We start from the raw sequence: 17630 nt of genomic DNA on the forward strand, positions 1-17630 counted from the left end.
ATGCCTCAAAGCTCCATCTTGATGGTCAGCATATATTCGGTGCCCTTCGCCCGGTCGCGCGTGCGGGACACTTCAAGCGTGACCTTGTCGAGCTTGTGCCCGAGGCTCTCCTTGATCGTTCCGCCCGGCGTATCCTCGCGTCGGAACGAGGTCTTGCCGTAACCGACGCCTATTTTGCGGGTGATGGCGTTTTCCGTATAGGTTCTTCCGAACATGGCGGAAGCCTGACCGCTGCGCACCGTCGTCTCGAACCCGCGGGAATCGATATCCCGATAAGCCGAAGCGGCAATCGAATTGTCCGAAGTGCCATAGCTGCCACCCGCACTTATTTTCGCGAGGCGATGGCCGTCGTGCTCGAGTGAGACATTGCCGTCCGCCGATGGTCCGTAACGGCCGCCGCTCATGCTGTCCTTATAGGTGAAGCGGAAGCGGCCGCTGCGCGCATCGATCTGATAATTATAGGAGGCGTCGCCGCTGCGGATCTGAATGCCGGGCGCCGGTTCGCTGCCGAGGATCGGTGATACCTTGTCCGCGAACTGGAACAGGGGTTTCGTGACCTGATCGAACTCTGTTTTCGACAATGCCAGCGGTTTGCCATCCGGGTCGAACTTTCCAACCGCCAGGCACGGGCGCTGGTTGATAATGCTTTTTAGCGCAAAGACAGTGCAATTGTCGCTGGTCGTGCCGGCAATGGCCGCATGCACGGAGTTACGCAGGGTGTAGCTGCCGCAGCAGGAAAAGGCTTCATTGTCCGCATTAGCATCCCGCGTATAACCCGTAAAAACGATGCCGCTTGCGCCGTTGCTGAGGCCCATATTGCCGAAATGCGGGCCGCTTTGCAGCGGAAACAGCTTGAGTTGGCTCTGGTCGGCAAGCGTTTTCGGGTTGGAAGGTGATGGAAGCGGCATTCTTCTTCTCTCCTGAAACACGGGAACGATGCGCTTTTTTACCATCGTAAATTGAAGCTGCAACCCTCAACTGTACCCCGTCAAATATCCCGTTCCTGTGGATGAGGGTAAGCGCTGTTGTTACTGTGAGCTTCTGCGCATATGCTTGAGTGCTGAATCTTGATTTCCGGGCACGACGGACACGAGCATAATGACTTCCCAGATGGATTTTTTTGCCCCCGCGGCTGTGCGGCTTCCTCAGGCTGAAAGGGGACGAAAGTCGGGTGGTCGCGAAGCGGCGCCGAAGACCGGCATGGATGATGAGGCGCTTGCCACGCATCTCGAAGCGACCGGTAATTATCGTGTCCTGCGCAAGCTCCAGCCACGCCCGGTCGTTGACCGGCCACGGCCGGAATTTCCACGCCAGGGCGTGATCCTCGATACGGAAACGACGGGCCTAGATCACCGCACCGATGAGATCATTGAAATCGGCGTCATCACCTTTACCTTTGACGATAACGGTGCGATCGGCGATGTCACCGGCATCTATGGCGGGTTGCGGCAACCGGGTATCGCCATTCCCGAAGACATCACCCGCCTGACGGGGATCACAGACGAGATGGTGGCGGGACAATCGATCGACATGGCGCGGCTGACCTCTCTCATCGCCCATGCCGATCTGATTATCGCCCATAATGCCGGTTTTGATCGTCCGTTCTGCGAAGCCTTCTCGCCGATCTTCCGTGACAAGGCCTGGGCGTGCTCCGTTTCGGAAATAGACTGGCGGGTGCGTGGTTTCGAAGGCAACAAGCTCGGTTATCTCATCGGGCAGTCAGGCTATTTCCATGACGGCCATCGCGCGGTGGATGATTGTTTCGCCCTGCTGGAAGTGTTGGAACAGATACGCCCAGGCCAGGAGACCACGCCTTTTGCAGAGCTTTATGAAGCAAGCGGGCGTTCAAGGGTGCGGATCTACGCGGAAAACAGCCCTTTCGATATGAAGGATCATCTCAAGAAGCGTGGCTACCGCTGGTCCGATGGTTCCGATGGCCGGCCGAAATCCTGGTGGGTGGAACTGCCGGAAGACAAGCTCGAAGAGGAATTGCATTTCCTGCGCACCGAAATCTATCGCTGGGATGCCGATCCAACTCTCAAGCATCTCACGGCCTTTGACCGCTTCAGGGCGGGATAGGCGAGGCGGTTTTTAGCCTCTGCCTCGAGATGCTTTTGGATACGGAGAGTATCTACAATCGGGCGCTGGATTGAATACAATTTTGCCAATCGATCGAAAACAATCGCTGCAAATTTAAGCAGCCGGTTGGGCGGACTCAGAGACCTATTTAAAATTCTTTTTTATATCAATGGCTAAGCCGATTGGCACGCCTCCTGCATGACAAAGATGTCGCAGGAGAGTGTTTATGAGCAAAGCCGCAGCAATCGACATCGCGTCCGTATCCAAGATTTACGGCACCACCACCGCCGTGCATGCGATCAGCCTCAAGATACCGGCGGGAAGCTATTGCTGCCTGCTTGGCCCCTCGGGCTGCGGCAAGACCTCGACACTCAGAATGATTGCCGGCCACGAGAGCATTTCCAGCGGCGACATCAGGCTCGGCAATGTGGTGGTCACGGATCTTCCGCCGGCGCGGCGCGGCACGGCGATGATGTTCCAGTCCTATGCCCTTTTTCCGCATCTCGATCTCGTCGACAATGTCGCCTTCAGCCTCAAGATGAAGGGTGCGGACAAGGAGAGCCGGCGGGCGAAGGCGCTTGAGATGCTGCAGCTGATGCAGCTTGAACCCTATGCCAGCCGTCGCCCGGCTCAGCTTTCCGGCGGACAGCAGCAGCGTGTAGCGCTGGCACGCGCGCTGATCACCGACCCCGAGGCGCTCTTGCTGGACGAGCCGCTTTCTGCGCTCGATCCCTTTCTGAAGATCCGGATGCGCGCTGAGTTGAAGAAGCTGCAAACCTCGCTCGGCATCACCTTCGTCCACGTCACCCACAGTCAGGAAGAAGCAATGGCGCTTGCCGATATCGTCGTCGTCATGAATGACGGCCGCATCGAGCAGGCGGCCACACCGCGTGAGGTGTTCGAGCGCCCGGCCACCGCCTTCGTTGCCCGTTTCATGGGTGATCACAATGTGATTTCCGGACGCTACCGGGAAAAATCTGGCGATCTCGTCACGCTCGAAGTGGCAGGCGGCGGCACATTTATCGCCAGTGGCGTGGCCCCGGATGACGGCGCGGTCGATATTGCCGTGCGCACCGACCGTGTGCGCGTCGGCGAGGCGGATCAGCCTGGCCTCGGTTTCACTGGCATCGTCTCGAATGTCGAATATCGCGGCGCAAGCGTGAAGATCGCCGTCACCGGCGCGGGCATCGAGGATTTCAACGTCATCCTCAGCGATGCCGCCTTTTTCGAAAACCCGGTCAAGGCCGGTGATGCCATACCGCTTTCATGGAATGCGGCCGATGCCATCGTGCTCGGCCGGGTAGAGAAGTGACCCCAAAAATAACCAGAGGAGAACTTTGAAATGACTGATACCACCAACAGCAAGAAGGGCCTGTCCCGCCGTGGCCTTCTGAAGGCAGGCGCGGCCGCGACAGGTGCGGCGATCGGCTCCGGCCTCATCACCGGCTTCCCGACCATCTGGGCACAGAACCCCATCACCATCCGCCAGTTCGGCACCGGCGTGTCGAACCTCAACGCCATTGCCGAAAAGTGCAAGGCCGATCTCGGCATCACGCTCGAAATGACGGCAACGGATTCGGATGCCGCCGCCCAGCGTGCCGTCACCCAGCCGAACTCCTACGATATCGCCGATATCGAATACTGGATCCTCAAGAAGGTCTATCCGGCCGGTGTCATCCAGCCGATGGAAATCAAGAAGCTGAAATATTACGACAAGATCGTGCCGCTGTTCAAAAACGGCAAGCTGAAGCCTGACAGCGTCGTTGCACAGGGCACCGCGCCGCACACGGTCGGTTACGTCGAAAAGCCCGGCGACAAGACCTTCGCCAAGGGTGAGACCGATTATTTCACCATGGTCCCGACCATCTACAACGCCGATACGCTCGGCATCCGTCCCGATCTGGTCGGCCGCGATATCAGCAGCTGGGCCGATATCATGGACCCGAAGTTCAAGGGCAAGACCTCGATCCTCAACATCCCCTCCATTGGCATCATGGATGCGGCGATGATCATGGAAGCCATGGGCAATATCAAATATGCCGACAAGGGCAACATGACCAAGGCGGAGATCGACAAGACCATCGACTTCCTCATCAAGGCCAAGAAGGACGGCCAGTTCCGCGCCTTCTGGAAGAGCTTCGACGAAAGCGTCAACCTCATGGCCTCGGGCGAAGTCATCATCCAGTCCATGTGGTCTCCGGCCGTCGCTGCGGTTCGCTCCAAGGGCATCGCTTGCAAATACCAGCCGCTGAAGGAAGGCTATCGTTCCTGGGGCGGCGGTCTCGGTCTCGCCAAGCATCTTTCCGGCGCGAAGCTCGATGCAGCCTATGAATATATCAACTGGTACACCTCCGGCTGGGTCGGCGCTTATCTCAACCGCCAGGGCTACTACTCCGCCGCCATGGAAACCGCGAAGGAGCACATGACCGCCGACGAGTGGGGTTACTGGGTCGAAGGCAAGCCGGCGCAGGGCGACATCATCGCGCCTGATGGCAAGGTCATGGAAAAGGCAGGTGCGGTGCGCGATGGCGGCTCCTTCGAGGAGCGCATGGGCAAGGTGGCGTGCTGGAACTCGGTCATGGACGAAGACCGCTATATGGTCCGCCGCTGGAACGAGTTCATCGCGGCGTGATCCTTTTAGGACGACCGGCGGCAAGCGCCGCCGGTCAATTGCGACAGGCGCCCACCTCTCGACGTCATCCTCGGGCTTGACCCGAGGATCTAACGAACCACCACATCACACGTGGTTAGATCCTCGGGTCAAGCCCGAGGATGACGCCGAGGGTGTGGAGGACTTGTCAAAATGCTGGCTGGCGGCATTGCCGCCAGTGCATCCGCAAATTCAGGGAAAGGCTCGGATATGGTGACGGTCAGACTCATCGGCGTCAGCGACAAAAAGGACAAGCCGCCCCGCAGCTTCGTGCTGCCGCAAAAGCTCGTCTCCTATGTGCAGGCTGCCCCGCTTTTCCTGATCCTTGGCTTTTTCCTGGCGCTGCCGATCCTGATGATCGCCGTCGTCAGCTTCTGGGATTATGACTTCGCCCAGATGTATCCCGATTTCGTGACCTTCAATTACCTGGAGACGCTGGGCTCTTGGGTCACCTGGCAGACCTATCTCAACACGCTGAAATACGCCGCGATCGTCTGGGCCATCACGTTGTTCTGCGGTTTCTGGGTCGCCTATTTCCTTGCCTTCCACATCCGCACCACCACCATACAGATGGTGTTATTCCTCGTCTGCACCGTGCCGTTCCTAACCTCGAACATCATCCGCATGATTTCCTGGATTCCGGTTCTCGGGCGAAACGGTCTCGTCAACAGCGCACTGGTCGGCACCGGCATCATTCCCGAGCCGATCGAGTGGCTGCTCTATTCCGATTTCGCCGTGGTGCTGGCCATGGTGCATCTCTATACGCTGTTCATGGTCACGCCGATCTTCAACACGCTGATGCGCATCGACAAATCACTGATCGAGGCGGCTCGCGATGCCGGGGCGACGGGATGGCAGACGCTCACCAACGTCATCATTCCTCTTGCCAAGCCCGGCATGGCCATCGGCAGCATCTTCGTCGTGACGCTGGTCATGGCGGATTTCTCCACGGTTCAGGTCATGTCCGGCGGCCAAAGCGCGTCGGTGGCGCTGATGATGAAGAACCAGATGTCGCTGCTGCAATATCCGGCGGCCGCCGCCAATGCCGTCATCCTGCTCATCCTCGTTCTTCTGATGGTCGCGGGCATCCTGCGCATCGTCGATATCCGCAAGGAGCTCTAGTCCATGCATCAGGAAAAACGCGGCCGTGAGTTCTACGTCCTCGCCTTCTTTTTTGCCTTCTTCGTGCTGTTCCTTTACGGCCCGCTTTCGGCCATCCTCATCCTCGCCTTTCAGGGGCCGAATGGCGGGTTGACCTTCCCGCTGAACGGCGTTTCGCTGCACTGGTTCGGCAATCTCTTCGAACAACAGGCGGTCGGCGATTTCGGCGGCTCGTTCCGCCGCTCCTTCGGGCTTGGGCTGATGGTCATGACCGTCACTGTTCTCGTCTCGCTGCTGGCAGGTCTTGCCTTCCGGCGCAAATTCATCGGCGCGACGCCGCTGTTTTATCTCTCGGTCGCCAGCCTCGTGGTGCCGTCGATCATCATATCGCTCGGTATTGGTGTTCTTTTTCAGCAGCTTGGGCTGGAACCTTCATGGTATACATCAGCTTTCGGCGCACATCTCACCTGGACGCTACCTTTTGGCGTGCTCATCATGCTCGCCGTCTTCAATCGTTTTTCACCGTCCTATGAAGAAGCCGCCCGCGATCTCGGCGCGTCCTCCTGGCAGACTTTCGCCCATGTGGTGCTGCCGATGATCGCACCGAGCCTGATCGGCGTCGGCCTGTTCGGGTTCACGCTTTCCTACGACGAATTTGCCCGCACGCTGATGACGTCAGGCACCTACAACACGCTGCCGCTGGAAATCTACGGCATGACGACCAATGTCACGACGCCGGTGCTTTATGCGCTGGGTGCCGTCACGACGCTGTTTTCCCTTCTGGTGATTGCGGCCACGCTTGGCTTGATCGTGACCCTCAACCGTCGCCATTCACGCGGGTAAAGAAACCTCCCATGCGCATCCTCGTCGTCAATCCCAATACTACCCAATCCATGACAGCAACGATCGCCGACGCCGCCATGCGGGTGGTCGGCCGGGATACGGAAATTCTCGGCGTGACCTCCTCCATGGGGCCTGTCTCCATCGAAGGTTATTATGACGAGGCTTTCGCCGTGCCCGGCCTGCTGCTCGAACTTGCCAAGGCTCCGGCGCTTGGCGTTGATGCGGCCGTTATTGCCTGTTTCGACGATACCGGGCTCGATGCGGCGCGCGCGTTTTGCGATATTCCCGTTATCGGCCTCTGTGAGGCGGCGGTCTCCGCCACTGCCTTCATCGCGCAGAAATTCACCATCGTCACGACGATGGAACGGTCACGATTGCCGCTCGAACATCTGGTTCATCGTTATGGCATGTCCGCCCGCTGCAATGTACGCGCCGCCGATATTCCTGTCCTGTCGCTCGAAGATCCCGCGTCGAACGCCCGCGAACGGTTGCGGCAGGAGATTGCGCTCGCCCTGAAGGAGGATCGGGCGGAGGCGATTGTGCTCGGCTGCGCCGGCATGGCGGACCTGACCGCCGAGTTGCGCACCGAATTCGGCGTGCCTGTCATCGACGGTGTCGCTGCCGCGGTCAAACAGGCGGAATCCCTGGTTTCCATGGGGCTATCCACCGCCAAGCGCGGCGCCTATGCCACGCCGGTCGCCAAGCCCTATCACGGCTTGCTTGAGGCATTCCAGCCAGACCGCATGACGGTGTGATATCCCGCCCTCTGTGCTGAAAAATTCTCCGGGTTTTGCGACGGATTTTCGCGCCTTTCCCCGTTAAAGTCGAAAATGTCGTGTAAAACGTCATCTATCGACATGTCTTGTCCGGCCTTTCAGGACCGCAACGGAGATTCGACCGAAGCATGGTGAGTGACCCCGATGCAAAGCTCGTGGCGGATGTCGCGGCCGGAGATGTGCGGGCGATGCGGGCACTCGTTGAAGCAAAACTGCCGAGGATCATGGCGCTGGCAAGCCGTATGCTTGGGGATCCGGTCGAGGCGGAGGACGTCGCGCAGGAGACCTTTCTGCGGATTTGGAAACAGGCGGGAACCTGGCGGCAGGGCGCTGCGCGATTTGATACGTGGATTCACCGTGTGGCGCTGAATCTCTGTTATGACCGGTTGAGGAAGCGACGCGAACTATCCGTCGCCCAGCCGTCAGACCTCGCCGATGCGCGCCAGTCATCGGAGAATGACGCGGCTGATACGGACGGGGGTGAGGCCGTCGGGCGGGCGCTCTCCCTTATCCCTGAGCGGCAACGCGACGCGATCATTCTGGTTTATTATCAGGAGATGTCGAACCGGGAGGCGGCCGACATCATGCAGGTCAGCGTTGACGCTTTGGAAAGCCTTCTGTCGCGTGGGCGCAGAGCGCTGCAGAAAATCTTGAACGAGGATGAGACATGAGCGGGTCGATGGAAGACGGCATGGACGGGCAGGCATTTTCCGCCCTCGTTTCGGCATATGGCGCCGATCCGAAGCGCTGGCCAGAGGATCGTCGCGCGAAAGCCGCGCTTTATTCCGAAACAGCGGAGGGGCAGCGCCTTTTAAGTGAAGCGGCGCAATTGGATCGTGCATTGGCTGCATTCCGGCCAAAGGCAGTGGCCTCCGCCGCACTTCAGGGGCGAATTCTCGCAGAAGGCACATCCCGGCTTTCACGCCGCCGCCGGTTCGTCCGTTTCGGACTAGGTGCTGGCATGGTCGGTATCAGCCTTGCGGGTGCCCTGACGGGCGCTGTCGCGGTCATCAATGTCACACCGCCGCCGTCCTTCTCGTTCGGTGACAATCTGACGGCATTCGGAAATCTGCAAAGTGAAAACGAGTTGGCTGAGGACGCGAAATGACCGATCAGAATTTCCGCTGGATTGTCGTTGTGCTTCTCGTCGCCAATACGTTCCTCGTCTGCGCACTCGCCGGGGCCGGCTTCGTTTATCTGCGCAACGATACCGCAGCTTCCTCATCCCGGATGCCGCTTGCCGGCGAGCAGCTACCTAAGGCCGAAAGGGAAGCCTTCCGCAGCGCACTCAGCGATGCACGCAAACCCATGCGTGAAACGTCCGCCGAGGCTAGACAAGCCCGCATTGAGGCTGCTTCGCTCATGGGCGCCGACACTCTGGACACGAAAGCGCTGTCCGACGCGCTGGAGCGCGCCCGCAAGGCCGAATACGAGGTCCGTGCCGCGGTTGAGCTTCAGGCAGTGGAATTTGCCCGGACGCTTTCGCTGGATGCAAGACGGCGTCTCGCGGAAGGTTTGCTCTCCCGCGAGGCACCGAAGCCTGCCACGAAATGATCACAATTGTGCGGCGACGGATTTGCGATATCCGCGCCGTTAAAGGACCGATAACGAAACGGAGTTCGTATCGGTCATGTCAAATGCGACGGCAAATTCCAGGGAAGTGGATGCAGCGCTGTGCTTGTGGCGCTTCGGCCTGGGCGCTCGTCAGGGCGATATAAAGGCAATTGCGGATGATCCGCGCGATCTTTTGCGGTCGGAAATAACCGAGCATGCGGTCCCTGTCCCCGCCGGCCCGCAATTGCACTCCAGCGCCGATCTCATGGTCTCGCTCATTGCCTTCAACAAGCAGGTGAAAGCCGAGCGTGAAAAGACGGCGGTAATGGCCGTCTCCGTGGACAGGGCGATGGCGGGTCCGGATAGCAAGATGAACATGGCCGGCACGGCAGTAGCGCCGACCATGCCGCCCGCCATGCAGACAGACAAGCCGGCGGATGCGGCCAGCAAGAGACCCTATCTGCCACAGCAGATATTGCTGGCGGAGGTCGATGCGCGGTTTAATGGCACCATACGCCAGCCTTTGATCGGCTTTGGCGAACGTCTTGCGATGTTCTGGGCAAACCATTTCTCCGTCGCGATCGGCAAGGGTGGCGATGTGCACGTGCTCGCCGGCGCCTTCGAGCGCGAAGCGATACGTCCGCACATATTCGGGAATTTCGAGGACATGCTGCTTGCCGTGGAAACGCACCCGGCGATGCTGTTCTTTCTCGATAACCAGCAATCGATGGGTCCCAATTCACCGGCCAACAAAAACGGCAAGCGCGGGCTGAACGAAAATCTGGCCCGCGAGATCATGGAACTTCACACGCTGGGTGTTGATGGCGGTTACAATCAGGCTGACGTGACGGAGCTTGCGCGCATCATCACCGGCTGGACCGTTTATCGGGATGAGAACAAGCCGGGGCCGGTTGGGCGCTTCAGCTTCAATGCCAACAGCCACGAGCCGGGCGATCACGCGGTGATGGGCATCACCTATGCTGATGTAGGGGTGGAGCAGGGCAGGCGGGCACTGCGCGATCTCGCCCATCACCCATCCACCGCCCGTCACCTTGCCTTCAAACTGGTGAGGCACTTCGTCAGCGACCAGCCTCCCGCAGGACTGGTGACGAAGATCGCTGCGGCCTACACCAAATCCCATGGTGATCTCGCCGCTACCTATCTGGCCATGCTGGATGCGGAGGAGGCCTGGGATCCGGCTTTAAAGAAGCTCAGACCACCACTCGATTTCGTCACCGCGATGCTTCGCAGCAGCGATATCAAGCCGAAACCCGAGCAGATCGTTTCTGTACTGAAGGCGCTTGGGCAACCCTTCTGGGATCCATCCGGGCCGAACGGGTTTTCCGACGTGACCGATAATTGGGGTTCATCCGAGGGTCTGGCGACGCGGATCGATGCCGCGAGCCTTTTTGCCCATCAGGTTGCCGGCGGCATCGACCCCCGCGATTTCGTTGCCGACCGGTTCGGCCCGCTGCTGACGCGTGAGACGGCCCAGGCCGTCCAGCGCGCGGAAACAAAGCCGCAAGGACTGACCATCGCTTTCCTTTCCCCCGAATTCCAGAGGCGCTAATCATGCTGTGCGAAGATTTCTCCCCCACTCGCCGCGCCGTTCTCGGCGCAACCGGTGCCCTTTTCGCCTGGGCTTTCATGCCGCGCTTTGCCCATGCGGCCTCCGGACGCGATCCGCGTTTCGTCACGATCATCCTGCGTGGCGCGCTTGACGGGCTGACCGCGGTGCCGCCGGTCGGCGATCCCGATTATGAAGCGCTGAGACAGCAGTTGACGCTGCGAACGGAAGGCGAAAACCCCGCGCTGGCGCTGGATGGCTATTTTGCCTTGCATCCTTCGTTACGCAATTTCCAGCGGCTTTACCGCAAGGGTGAGGCAGCCGTGGTGCACGCCAGCGCCACCGGTTATCGCGACCGATCACATTTTGACGGGCAGGATGTTCTCGAATCCGGTTTTGCGACGCCCGGCCATGTCGAAAGCGGTTGGCTCAACCGGCTCCTGGAACAGATGCCGGCAGGTGAAACCATCAATCCGGCCGCTGGCGACCGGGTGAGCGGACTTGCCATCGGGGCCAGCGCACCGCTCGTCATTCGCGGCAAGGCGCCGATCCTCGGATGGGCGCCATCCGTGCTGCGGCCCGCCGATGGCGATCTCGCCCCCCGCCTTGCCGATCTTTACGGCCAGACGGACCCGATGCTGGCCGCCCTGCTGGCGGAAGGTGTGGAAACGGGCAGGATCGCGTCGGGCGTCGATATCAAGGCGCGCGGCGGCCCTGGCGATCCACAGGGGATGGAGCAGATGGCACGCGGCGCGGCACGGCTGATCGCCCATCCGGAGGGCCCGCGTGTTGCCGCACTCGCTTTCGAGGGCTGGGATACCCATGCGCAGGAGGTCGATCGCCTCGCCAAGCTTCTGACCGGTCTCGATAATGCCCTTGCGGCCTTCGAACAGGAACTGGGGCCGGTGTGGAAAGACACGGTGATCCTTGTCGCGACAGAATTTGGCCGCACCGCGCGCATTAACGGCACAGAGGGTACAGACCACGGCACTGCCACCACCGCCTTTCTGGCCGGTGGCAGCATCCGCGGCGGCCGCGTCATCGCCGATTGGCCGGGTCTGAAGGAGGCGCAGCTTCGTGACGGCCGCGACCTTGCCGCGACCACCGATCTACGCGCCGTCATCAAGGGGCTCGCCATCGATCATCTCGGTGCGGGTGCCGGAGCGCTGGACAAGCTTGTCTTTCCCGGATCCGATCTTATCCGGCCTATGAAGGGCCTGATCGTCTAAGCAAAGTCCCTTCATGTTCCTGTTGCAATAGTGTCTGATATCCACCCGGTGCCGATGAGTCGTTCGGCACCGTATGGAGATAGGTGTGGCATCGCAGGAACGTGAAGGTAACAAGGCGCCGCAAGGCACGCCGGGCGAGGTTTTCGCAGCATTCCTGAAGCTCGGGATCACTTCCTTCGGCGGCCCTATCGCGCATCTTGGTTATTTCCGCGACGAGCTGGTCGTGCGGCGCAAATGGATCGATGAGGCGGGGTATGCCGATCTGGTGGCGCTCTGCCAGTTTCTGCCCGGCCCGGCCTCCAGTCAGGTAGGCTTTTCGCTGGGGTTGCTCAGGGCAGGACCGCTCGGTGCGCTGGCGGCCTGGACAGCATTTACCTTGCCTTCCGCCATTCTCCTCTTTCTCTTCGCCATGGTCGCCGCCTCCATCGAGGGGCCTATTGGCACCGGCCTCCTGCATGGGCTGAAGATCGTCGCCGTGGCCGTTGTGGCCCAGGCGGTCTGGGGCATGGCGAAAAGCCTCACGCCAGATCGGCAGCGGGCCAGCATCGCGCTCGTCGGCATTGTCTGTGTGGTGTTTGTCGCCGGTGCCTTCGGGCAGGTTCTGGCGCTTGCCGTCGGCGCAATTGCCGGGCTTGTTTTCTGCCGCTCCGGTGCCGCCGGGCAGGCCACCCATCTCAGCTTCCGGGTGTCGAAAGGTGTCGGATATATTGCGCTCTCTACCTTCGCCCTGCTTCTCGGCCTTCTGCCGTTGCTTGCGGCGGTGGCGGCGTCGCAGGGTCTCTCTCTGTTTGACGCATTTTATCGCGCCGGCGCGCTGGTCTTCGGCGGCGGCCATGTGGTGCTGCCGCTGCTGCAATCGGAAGTCGGCGCGACCGGATGGGTCACGAAAGACGCTTTCATTGCCGGTTATGGCGCGACACAGGCTGTGCCCGGCCCGCTCTTTACTTTCGCGGCCTATCTCGGTGCGGTGGTGGGTCCGCAGCCCAACGGCGTGGCAGGCGCCGCCATCGCACTCGTCGCGATTTTCCTGCCGGGTATGCTGCTGCTCGTCGGCGCACTGCCCTTCTGGGAAAGTTTCCGCAAATATTTGACGGTGCAGGCGGCCATGCGCGGGGCAAATGCCGCCGTTGTCGGCATTCTTGGTGCCGCCCTTTATGATCCGGTTTGGACGAGCGCGATCTTCACGCCAAAGGATTTTACCCTTGCGCTCACGGGCTTTATCCTGCTGACAGTGTGGAGAACGCCGCCATGGGCCGTGGTTTTGCTCTGCGCGGCGGGCGGCGTTCTGCTCACCTTGCTGTAACAGAGCCGGTCACGCGGCACCGATGGTCTCGAACAGCCACTCGGAAAAGGCCTGCATGGCTGGTGTCTGCGGTTTCGATTGCAGGCGGGTCAGCCAATAGCTTCCAAGCGAAATGGTGACGGGAAAGGGCTGCGTGATCGCGCCGGAGGCCAGATGCCGCGAAAACATTGAGGGCGGTGCGAGCGCCACGCCCAGCCCCTGAAGCGCCGCTTCCATCATGCCGAGCGACGTGTCGAAAACGATGCCGGCGTTCACCTGCGCCGCCGGTGAAACACCCGCCGCGGCAAACCATGTGCTCCACTCATCGGCCCGGTAGCTGCGCAGCAATGTTGCATCCATGAGGTCGGCGGGCTCTTTCAGCGTTTCCGCCAATTTTGGCGTGCATAGCGGTGAAAGCGGCGCCTCGAACAGCCGGAAGGCATCCGTGCCATGCCATGAGCCCTGACCGAAACGAATGGCGAAATCCAGCCCCTCCGCCGCCATGTCTACCCGGTTGTTATTGGTGGAGACCCTCACATCGATAAACGGATGCCGCTTTTGAAATGCGGCCAGCCGCGGCAGCAGCCAGCCGACGGCAAATGTGCCCACGACGCCGAGAAACAATAATTCGCGCACCTGTCCAGCCTCGATCCGGTCAAGCGTCGTCGCCATCTGGTCGAAGGAACTGGTCACCGTCGGCAACAGGGCTTCGCCCTCGGCGGTGATTTTCAGACCGCGTGGAAGCCGCTGGAAAAGGGCGACACCCAGCCGCTTTTCCAGCCCTTTCACCTGCTGGCTGACAGCCGCCTGCGTCACGCAGAGTTCAATCGCCGCGCGGGTAAAGCTCAAATGCCGGGCTGATGCCTCGAAGGCCCGCAAGCCGTTTAGGGGAAGAAATTGCCGAACCATTCAAGACCTAGATTTTCTTGTGTCTCCTCCGAGATATCATGGTTTGTTCGTGCAATGTAGGGCGGCTACACGTCTTTTCGCTGGGAGCGGCGGTCACGCTGAAAATCCACCTGAGGTTTTGGAGAACGCGAAAGATGAAATTTAACCGCAGACATATTGCACTGGCCGCACTGGTCTCGACGGGCCTTGCCGCGCAGGCTTATGCCGCCGATGACGGCAGGCTGAAAGCGATAACGGATGCCGCAATCAAACCCGTCATGGAGAAAAACGGCATTCCGGGTCTGGCCGTCGGTATCAGCATCAATGGCGAAAACCACATCTTCACCTATGGCGTCCTGTCCCAGGCTACGGAGAAGCCCGTCACCCCGCAGACGCTTTTCGAACTTGGCTCCATTTCAAAGACCTTTACAGTCACGCTCAGCACCTTTGCCGAACTGAATGGCGAGCTGTCACTGTCGAGCAAGGTCAGCGACTATCTTCCGTCCATGAACGGAAAACCTTTCGGCGACGTCGCGCTGCTGCATCTTGGTACCCACACCGCCGGCGGTTTTCCCATTCAGGTGCCCGACAACGTCAAGACGGAACAGCAACTGATGGCCTATCTCAAGAGCTGGAAACCCTCATACAAGGCTGGAACCCACAGAAGTTATGCCAATCCCAGCATCGGCATGCTCGGCTATATCACGGCAAAGGCGATGGGGCAGGGCTTCGATGAAGCCATGCAGGATACGCTTTTCCCCGCGCTCGGCCTGAAGAACACCTTTACCCTCGTGCCCAACGCGAAGATGGATGATTACGCCCAGGGTTATAAAAGAAACGGCGAACCAACCCGCGTAACGCCGGGCGTTCTTTCCTCCGAGGCTTACGGCGTCAAATCGACGGTGGAAGACATGATCCGTTTCGTCAATGCCAATATGGGTCTCGAAAAACTGGACGGAAAAATTCAGCAGGCGATTACCAACACCCACACGGGATATTTCAGCGTCGGCGCCATGACGCAGGACATGGTCTGGGAACAATATACCCATCCGGCTCCCCTCAAAACACTGATGGAGCTGAACGGCGGTGCGCTTCTGAAGACGGTGCCGGTTTCTGAAATAACGCCGCCGATGAAACCGCGCGATGACGTTTTCATCAACAAGACCGGCTCCACCAATGGTTTTGGCGCTTATGTGGCGTTCATACCCAAGGAGAAATTGGGCATCGTCATTCTGGCCAATAAAAACTATCCCAACGAGGAGCGGGTCTCCGCGGCCTATGAAATTTTGACGGCGCTCGAAAAGGCGCAATAACGCTATCCGTCGTTTTGATGTCTTTGTTTCGGCGCGGGAGCTGAGTGCTCCTGCGCCGAAACGCGTAACGGTGGGAAACAATCCAATCCCGATGACAGCGGTTGGCAATCGCGCTAACCGGGAAAAGATGCGCCGGCAACCGATTCGGTCTCGGACGACGGGCGCAAATCACAAAGAGCAGATATTTTTTGCACGGCGATGAACCGGGGCGGGAAAGCCCGGAAGATTGATGTCGTGCACTTCATGGGGGGACGACGATGAGCGATACGGGTGGTTATTTTCCTCGCTGGCGGCTGAAAACCGAAGGGCGTATCATGCCGGACGAGCGGCTGCCCGCCGGGCAGACCGCAGTGCTCGGTCTGCAGCATGTGGTGGCTATGTTCGGTTCCACCGTTCTTGCGCCGCTGATCATGGGCTTCGATCCGAACGTTTCCATCCTGTTTTCTGGCATCTCGACGCTGATCTTCTTCATCGCCGTCGGCGGGCGTGTGCCGAGCTATCTCGGTTCGTCCTTTGCTTTCATCGGCCCCGTGCTGGTGGCGACGGGGGCGGCCGCGGGTGCGGCCAGTCCTGATATTGCGTTGGCACTCGGCGGCATCATCGCGGCCGGCGTGCTTTATGCGCTGATCGGCGTCATCGTCATGATCGTTGGCCATAACTGGATCGAAAAGCTGATGCCGCCGGTTCTGACCGGTGCGATCGTCGCCGCAATCGGCCTCGTGCTGGCACCCATTGCGATCGCCAGCGCCTCCGGCACCGGTCCGGGCAATCCCGATGGCGACCAGTTGTCGCGCTGGATTGCGATTTTGACGGTGATGTCGGTCGGTGCGATCGCGGTCTATGCGCCCGGCATGACGCGCCGGCTGCCCATTCTTCTCGGCGGCGCGATTGCCTATCTTGCCTATCTCGTGCTTGCAAACGGCTTCGGTCTCGGCAAGCCCGTTGATTTTACAGGCGTTGCGGCTGCATCCTGGTTCGGATTGCCGACCTTCACCACGCCGGTGTTTTCCGCATCGGCGATTGCCCTGATCGCCCCGGTCGTCGTCATTCTGGTGGCGGAAAATCTCGGGCATATCAAGGCGATCGGCGCGATGACCGGCCGCAATCTCGATCCTTATCTCGGCCGCGCCTTTATCGGTGACGGCATTGCGACGATGTTTTCCGGTGCCTTCGGCGGCACGGGCATGACGACCTACGCCGAGAACATGGGCGTTATGGCGATCACCCGCATCTTCTCGACGCTCGTCTTCATCGTCGCGGCACTGGTGGCCATCATCCTCGGCTTCTCACCGAAATTCGGCGCCCTCATACAGACGATACCCGGACCCGTCATCGGCGGTCTGTCTGTCGTGGTCTTCGGCCTAATCGCGGCGACCGCAGGGCGCATCTGGGTGGAAAACAAGGTGGATTTCTCCGAGCCGCGCAACCTCATCACCGTGGGTATCGCGCTGGTTCTGGGTGCGGGCAATTTCAAGCTCAATGTCGCCGGTTTCACGCTGGATGGCATCGGCACGGCGACGATTGGCGCGATTGCGTTCTATCACCTGCTGGGTCTCGGCAAAGCAGCGCAAGGCAAATAAGACTGAGCACTACCGGCGATGGCTTGGAAGGCATCGGCGCGCAATCTCCAAGTCGCTGGTGGTTCAACCCCGGCGGCTGGTGGCGCCTTGTTTTCCCGGCCACGCCATCAGCGCCACGTCGACCACGGCCTTCAACGTCGCCGTGCATGCCCCATCGCAAGCCTGGGCGGACATGCCCTGAATGATGGCGCCGTAAAAGCGCGCAAGCGTGTTCGTATCGGTTTCTTCCGGTAGCTCACCGTCCTGTATGGCGCGGTCGAACCGTTCCTTCAGAACCTGCATCGCCGCCTCACGCCATGCCGCCGCGGTGCGGGCGACGGAGGTGTTCTCTTCCGAATGCTGGAGAACGGCGGTCGAAACGATGCATCCGCGCGGCTTGTCCGGCTGGGTGTCGCCTTCAGCAATGTCGTAGAGGTAAGCCGCGAGCGCCTCGCGGGCCGGTATTCTCGCCTGCAGGATTGCGGCACGGCGTTCGCCTTGCTGCGTGATGTGATAATCGAGCGCCAGCCGGAACAATTCTTCCTTCGAACCGAAGGTCGCATAAAGAGAGGGTGGCGTGATCCCCATGGCATGGGTGAGATCCGCCACCGAGGTTCCCTCATATCCCCGTTCCCAGAACAGCCGGGCTGCGATGTCGAGCCCTGTATTCCGATCGAGCAGGCGCGGCCTGCCGCGTTTTCGCGTTGTTTCAGACATTATTGTATCGATCACTATAAAAATATTGACAGATCATGTTCCGCTTTTATTATATCGATCGCTAGTTAAATC

General features: G+C 60.0%; 17 protein-coding genes. 14 read left to right on the forward strand and 3 right to left on the reverse strand.

What is annotated here, in order from left to right; translation table 11 throughout:
* Positions 1-5 precede the first annotated feature (5 nt).
* Positions 6-908 (reverse strand): hypothetical protein, encoded by a 903-nt coding sequence (locus ACFVTJ_RS19420; RefSeq protein ID WP_386910190.1) that lies wholly within the window; start codon positions 906-908, stop codon positions 6-8.
* A 190-nt stretch (positions 909-1098) separates the two neighbouring features.
* Between ACFVTJ_RS19420 and ACFVTJ_RS19425 the strand changes: the two genes are divergently transcribed.
* From ACFVTJ_RS19425 to chrA, 12 genes are all read left to right on the forward strand, one after another.
* Positions 1099-2079, forward strand: coding sequence for a 3'-5' exonuclease (locus tag ACFVTJ_RS19425; protein ID WP_386910192.1), 981 nt, complete (start codon positions 1099-1101; stop codon positions 2077-2079).
* Between the two features lie 226 nt (positions 2080-2305).
* Positions 2306-3391: an ABC transporter ATP-binding protein gene (locus tag ACFVTJ_RS19430; protein ID WP_386910194.1), complete on the forward strand. Its 1086-nt coding sequence runs from the start codon at positions 2306-2308 to the stop codon at positions 3389-3391.
* 30 nt (positions 3392-3421) lie between these two features.
* On the forward strand, positions 3422-4711 hold the full coding sequence (locus ACFVTJ_RS19435) for a PotD/PotF family extracellular solute-binding protein (RefSeq protein ID WP_386910196.1): 1290 nt from the start codon (positions 3422-3424) through the stop codon (positions 4709-4711).
* Positions 4712-4939: 228 nt separating this feature from the next.
* Complete coding sequence (locus ACFVTJ_RS19440; RefSeq protein WP_386910197.1) at positions 4940-5851, forward strand: ABC transporter permease; 912 nt, start codon at positions 4940-4942, stop codon at positions 5849-5851.
* Positions 5852-5854: 3 nt separating this feature from the next.
* The gene (locus ACFVTJ_RS19445) at positions 5855-6673 is read left to right on the forward strand and encodes an ABC transporter permease (RefSeq protein ID WP_386910199.1); all 819 of its coding nucleotides are present in this window, start codon (positions 5855-5857) and stop codon (positions 6671-6673) included.
* 11 nt (positions 6674-6684) lie between these two features.
* Positions 6685-7428 (forward strand): aspartate/glutamate racemase family protein, encoded by a 744-nt coding sequence (locus ACFVTJ_RS19450; protein WP_386910201.1) that lies wholly within the window; start codon positions 6685-6687, stop codon positions 7426-7428.
* A gap of 149 nt (positions 7429-7577) precedes the next feature.
* Positions 7578-8120 (forward strand): RNA polymerase sigma factor, encoded by a 543-nt coding sequence (locus tag ACFVTJ_RS19455; protein WP_386910203.1) that lies wholly within the window; start codon positions 7578-7580, stop codon positions 8118-8120.
* Positions 8117-8557: a hypothetical protein gene (locus ACFVTJ_RS19460; RefSeq protein ID WP_386910205.1), complete on the forward strand. Its 441-nt coding sequence runs from the start codon at positions 8117-8119 to the stop codon at positions 8555-8557. The genes ACFVTJ_RS19455 and ACFVTJ_RS19460 overlap by 4 nt, the downstream gene beginning before the upstream one ends.
* Positions 8554-9003, forward strand: coding sequence for a periplasmic heavy metal sensor (locus ACFVTJ_RS19465; protein ID WP_386910207.1), 450 nt, complete (start codon positions 8554-8556; stop codon positions 9001-9003). The genes ACFVTJ_RS19460 and ACFVTJ_RS19465 overlap by 4 nt, the downstream gene beginning before the upstream one ends.
* A gap of 76 nt (positions 9004-9079) precedes the next feature.
* On the forward strand, positions 9080-10573 hold the full coding sequence (locus ACFVTJ_RS19470; RefSeq protein WP_386910209.1) for a DUF1800 family protein: 1494 nt from the start codon (positions 9080-9082) through the stop codon (positions 10571-10573).
* A 2-nt stretch (positions 10574-10575) separates the two neighbouring features.
* Entirely contained in the window at positions 10576-11799 is a 1224-nt protein-coding gene (locus ACFVTJ_RS19475) for a DUF1501 domain-containing protein (protein WP_386910211.1), read from the forward strand.
* Positions 11800-11872: 73 nt separating this feature from the next.
* Positions 11873-13102, forward strand: a complete 1230-nt coding sequence (gene chrA, locus ACFVTJ_RS19480; RefSeq protein ID WP_386910213.1) for a chromate efflux transporter — start codon at positions 11873-11875, stop codon at positions 13100-13102.
* Between the two features lie 9 nt (positions 13103-13111).
* Here the strand turns inward: chrA and ACFVTJ_RS19485 are convergent, their stop codons facing one another.
* Positions 13112-13990 carry a LysR substrate-binding domain-containing protein gene (locus ACFVTJ_RS19485; RefSeq protein ID WP_386910215.1) on the reverse strand — a complete coding sequence of 293 codons (879 nt, stop codon included), beginning with the start codon at positions 13988-13990 and terminating at the stop codon, positions 13112-13114.
* A gap of 134 nt (positions 13991-14124) precedes the next feature.
* Between ACFVTJ_RS19485 and ampC the strand changes: the two genes are divergently transcribed.
* Positions 14125-15282, forward strand: coding sequence for a class C beta-lactamase (ampC, locus tag ACFVTJ_RS19490; RefSeq protein ID WP_386910217.1), 1158 nt, complete (start codon positions 14125-14127; stop codon positions 15280-15282).
* Between the two features lie 257 nt (positions 15283-15539).
* Positions 15540-16862, forward strand: a complete 1323-nt coding sequence (locus ACFVTJ_RS19495; RefSeq protein WP_386910219.1) for a solute carrier family 23 protein — start codon at positions 15540-15542, stop codon at positions 16860-16862.
* A gap of 63 nt (positions 16863-16925) precedes the next feature.
* Here ACFVTJ_RS19495 and ACFVTJ_RS19500 read toward each other — a convergent pair whose 3' ends face one another.
* Complete coding sequence (locus tag ACFVTJ_RS19500; RefSeq protein ID WP_386910220.1) at positions 16926-17558, reverse strand: TetR/AcrR family transcriptional regulator; 633 nt, start codon at positions 17556-17558, stop codon at positions 16926-16928.
* Between the last annotated feature and the right edge of the window lie 72 nt (positions 17559-17630).

The organism is Agrobacterium sp. NPDC058088, from assembly GCF_042885035.1.
Classification (GTDB): Bacteria; Pseudomonadota; Alphaproteobacteria; order Rhizobiales; family Rhizobiaceae; genus Agrobacterium.

Bases quoted from the DNA above. Each gene is read 5' to 3' on its own strand.
- ACFVTJ_RS19420 (WP_386910190.1), bottom strand. From the start codon at position 908: ATGCCGCTTCCATCACCTTCCAACCCGAAAACGCTTGCCGACCAGAGC.
- ACFVTJ_RS19425 (WP_386910192.1), top strand. From the start codon at position 1,099: ATGACTTCCCAGATGGATTTTTTTGCCCCCGCGGCTGTGCGGCTTCCT.
- ACFVTJ_RS19430 (WP_386910194.1), top strand. From the start codon at position 2,306: ATGAGCAAAGCCGCAGCAATCGACATCGCGTCCGTATCCAAGATTTAC.
- ACFVTJ_RS19435 (WP_386910196.1), top strand. From the start codon at position 3,422: ATGACTGATACCACCAACAGCAAGAAGGGCCTGTCCCGCCGTGGCCTT.
- ACFVTJ_RS19440 (WP_386910197.1), top strand. From the start codon at position 4,940: ATGGTGACGGTCAGACTCATCGGCGTCAGCGACAAAAAGGACAAGCCG.
- ACFVTJ_RS19445 (WP_386910199.1), top strand. From the start codon at position 5,855: ATGCATCAGGAAAAACGCGGCCGTGAGTTCTACGTCCTCGCCTTCTTT.
- ACFVTJ_RS19450 (WP_386910201.1), top strand. From the start codon at position 6,685: ATGCGCATCCTCGTCGTCAATCCCAATACTACCCAATCCATGACAGCA.
- ACFVTJ_RS19455 (WP_386910203.1), top strand. From the start codon at position 7,578: ATGGTGAGTGACCCCGATGCAAAGCTCGTGGCGGATGTCGCGGCCGGA.
- ACFVTJ_RS19460 (WP_386910205.1), top strand. From the start codon at position 8,117: ATGAGCGGGTCGATGGAAGACGGCATGGACGGGCAGGCATTTTCCGCC.
- ACFVTJ_RS19465 (WP_386910207.1), top strand. From the start codon at position 8,554: ATGACCGATCAGAATTTCCGCTGGATTGTCGTTGTGCTTCTCGTCGCC.
- ACFVTJ_RS19470 (WP_386910209.1), top strand. From the start codon at position 9,080: ATGTCAAATGCGACGGCAAATTCCAGGGAAGTGGATGCAGCGCTGTGC.
- ACFVTJ_RS19475 (WP_386910211.1), top strand. From the start codon at position 10,576: ATGCTGTGCGAAGATTTCTCCCCCACTCGCCGCGCCGTTCTCGGCGCA.
- chrA (WP_386910213.1), top strand. From the start codon at position 11,873: ATGGAGATAGGTGTGGCATCGCAGGAACGTGAAGGTAACAAGGCGCCG.
- ACFVTJ_RS19485 (WP_386910215.1), bottom strand. From the start codon at position 13,990: ATGGTTCGGCAATTTCTTCCCCTAAACGGCTTGCGGGCCTTCGAGGCA.
- ampC (WP_386910217.1), top strand. From the start codon at position 14,125: ATGAAATTTAACCGCAGACATATTGCACTGGCCGCACTGGTCTCGACG.
- ACFVTJ_RS19495 (WP_386910219.1), top strand. From the start codon at position 15,540: ATGAGCGATACGGGTGGTTATTTTCCTCGCTGGCGGCTGAAAACCGAA.
- ACFVTJ_RS19500 (WP_386910220.1), bottom strand. From the start codon at position 17,558: ATGTCTGAAACAACGCGAAAACGCGGCAGGCCGCGCCTGCTCGATCGG.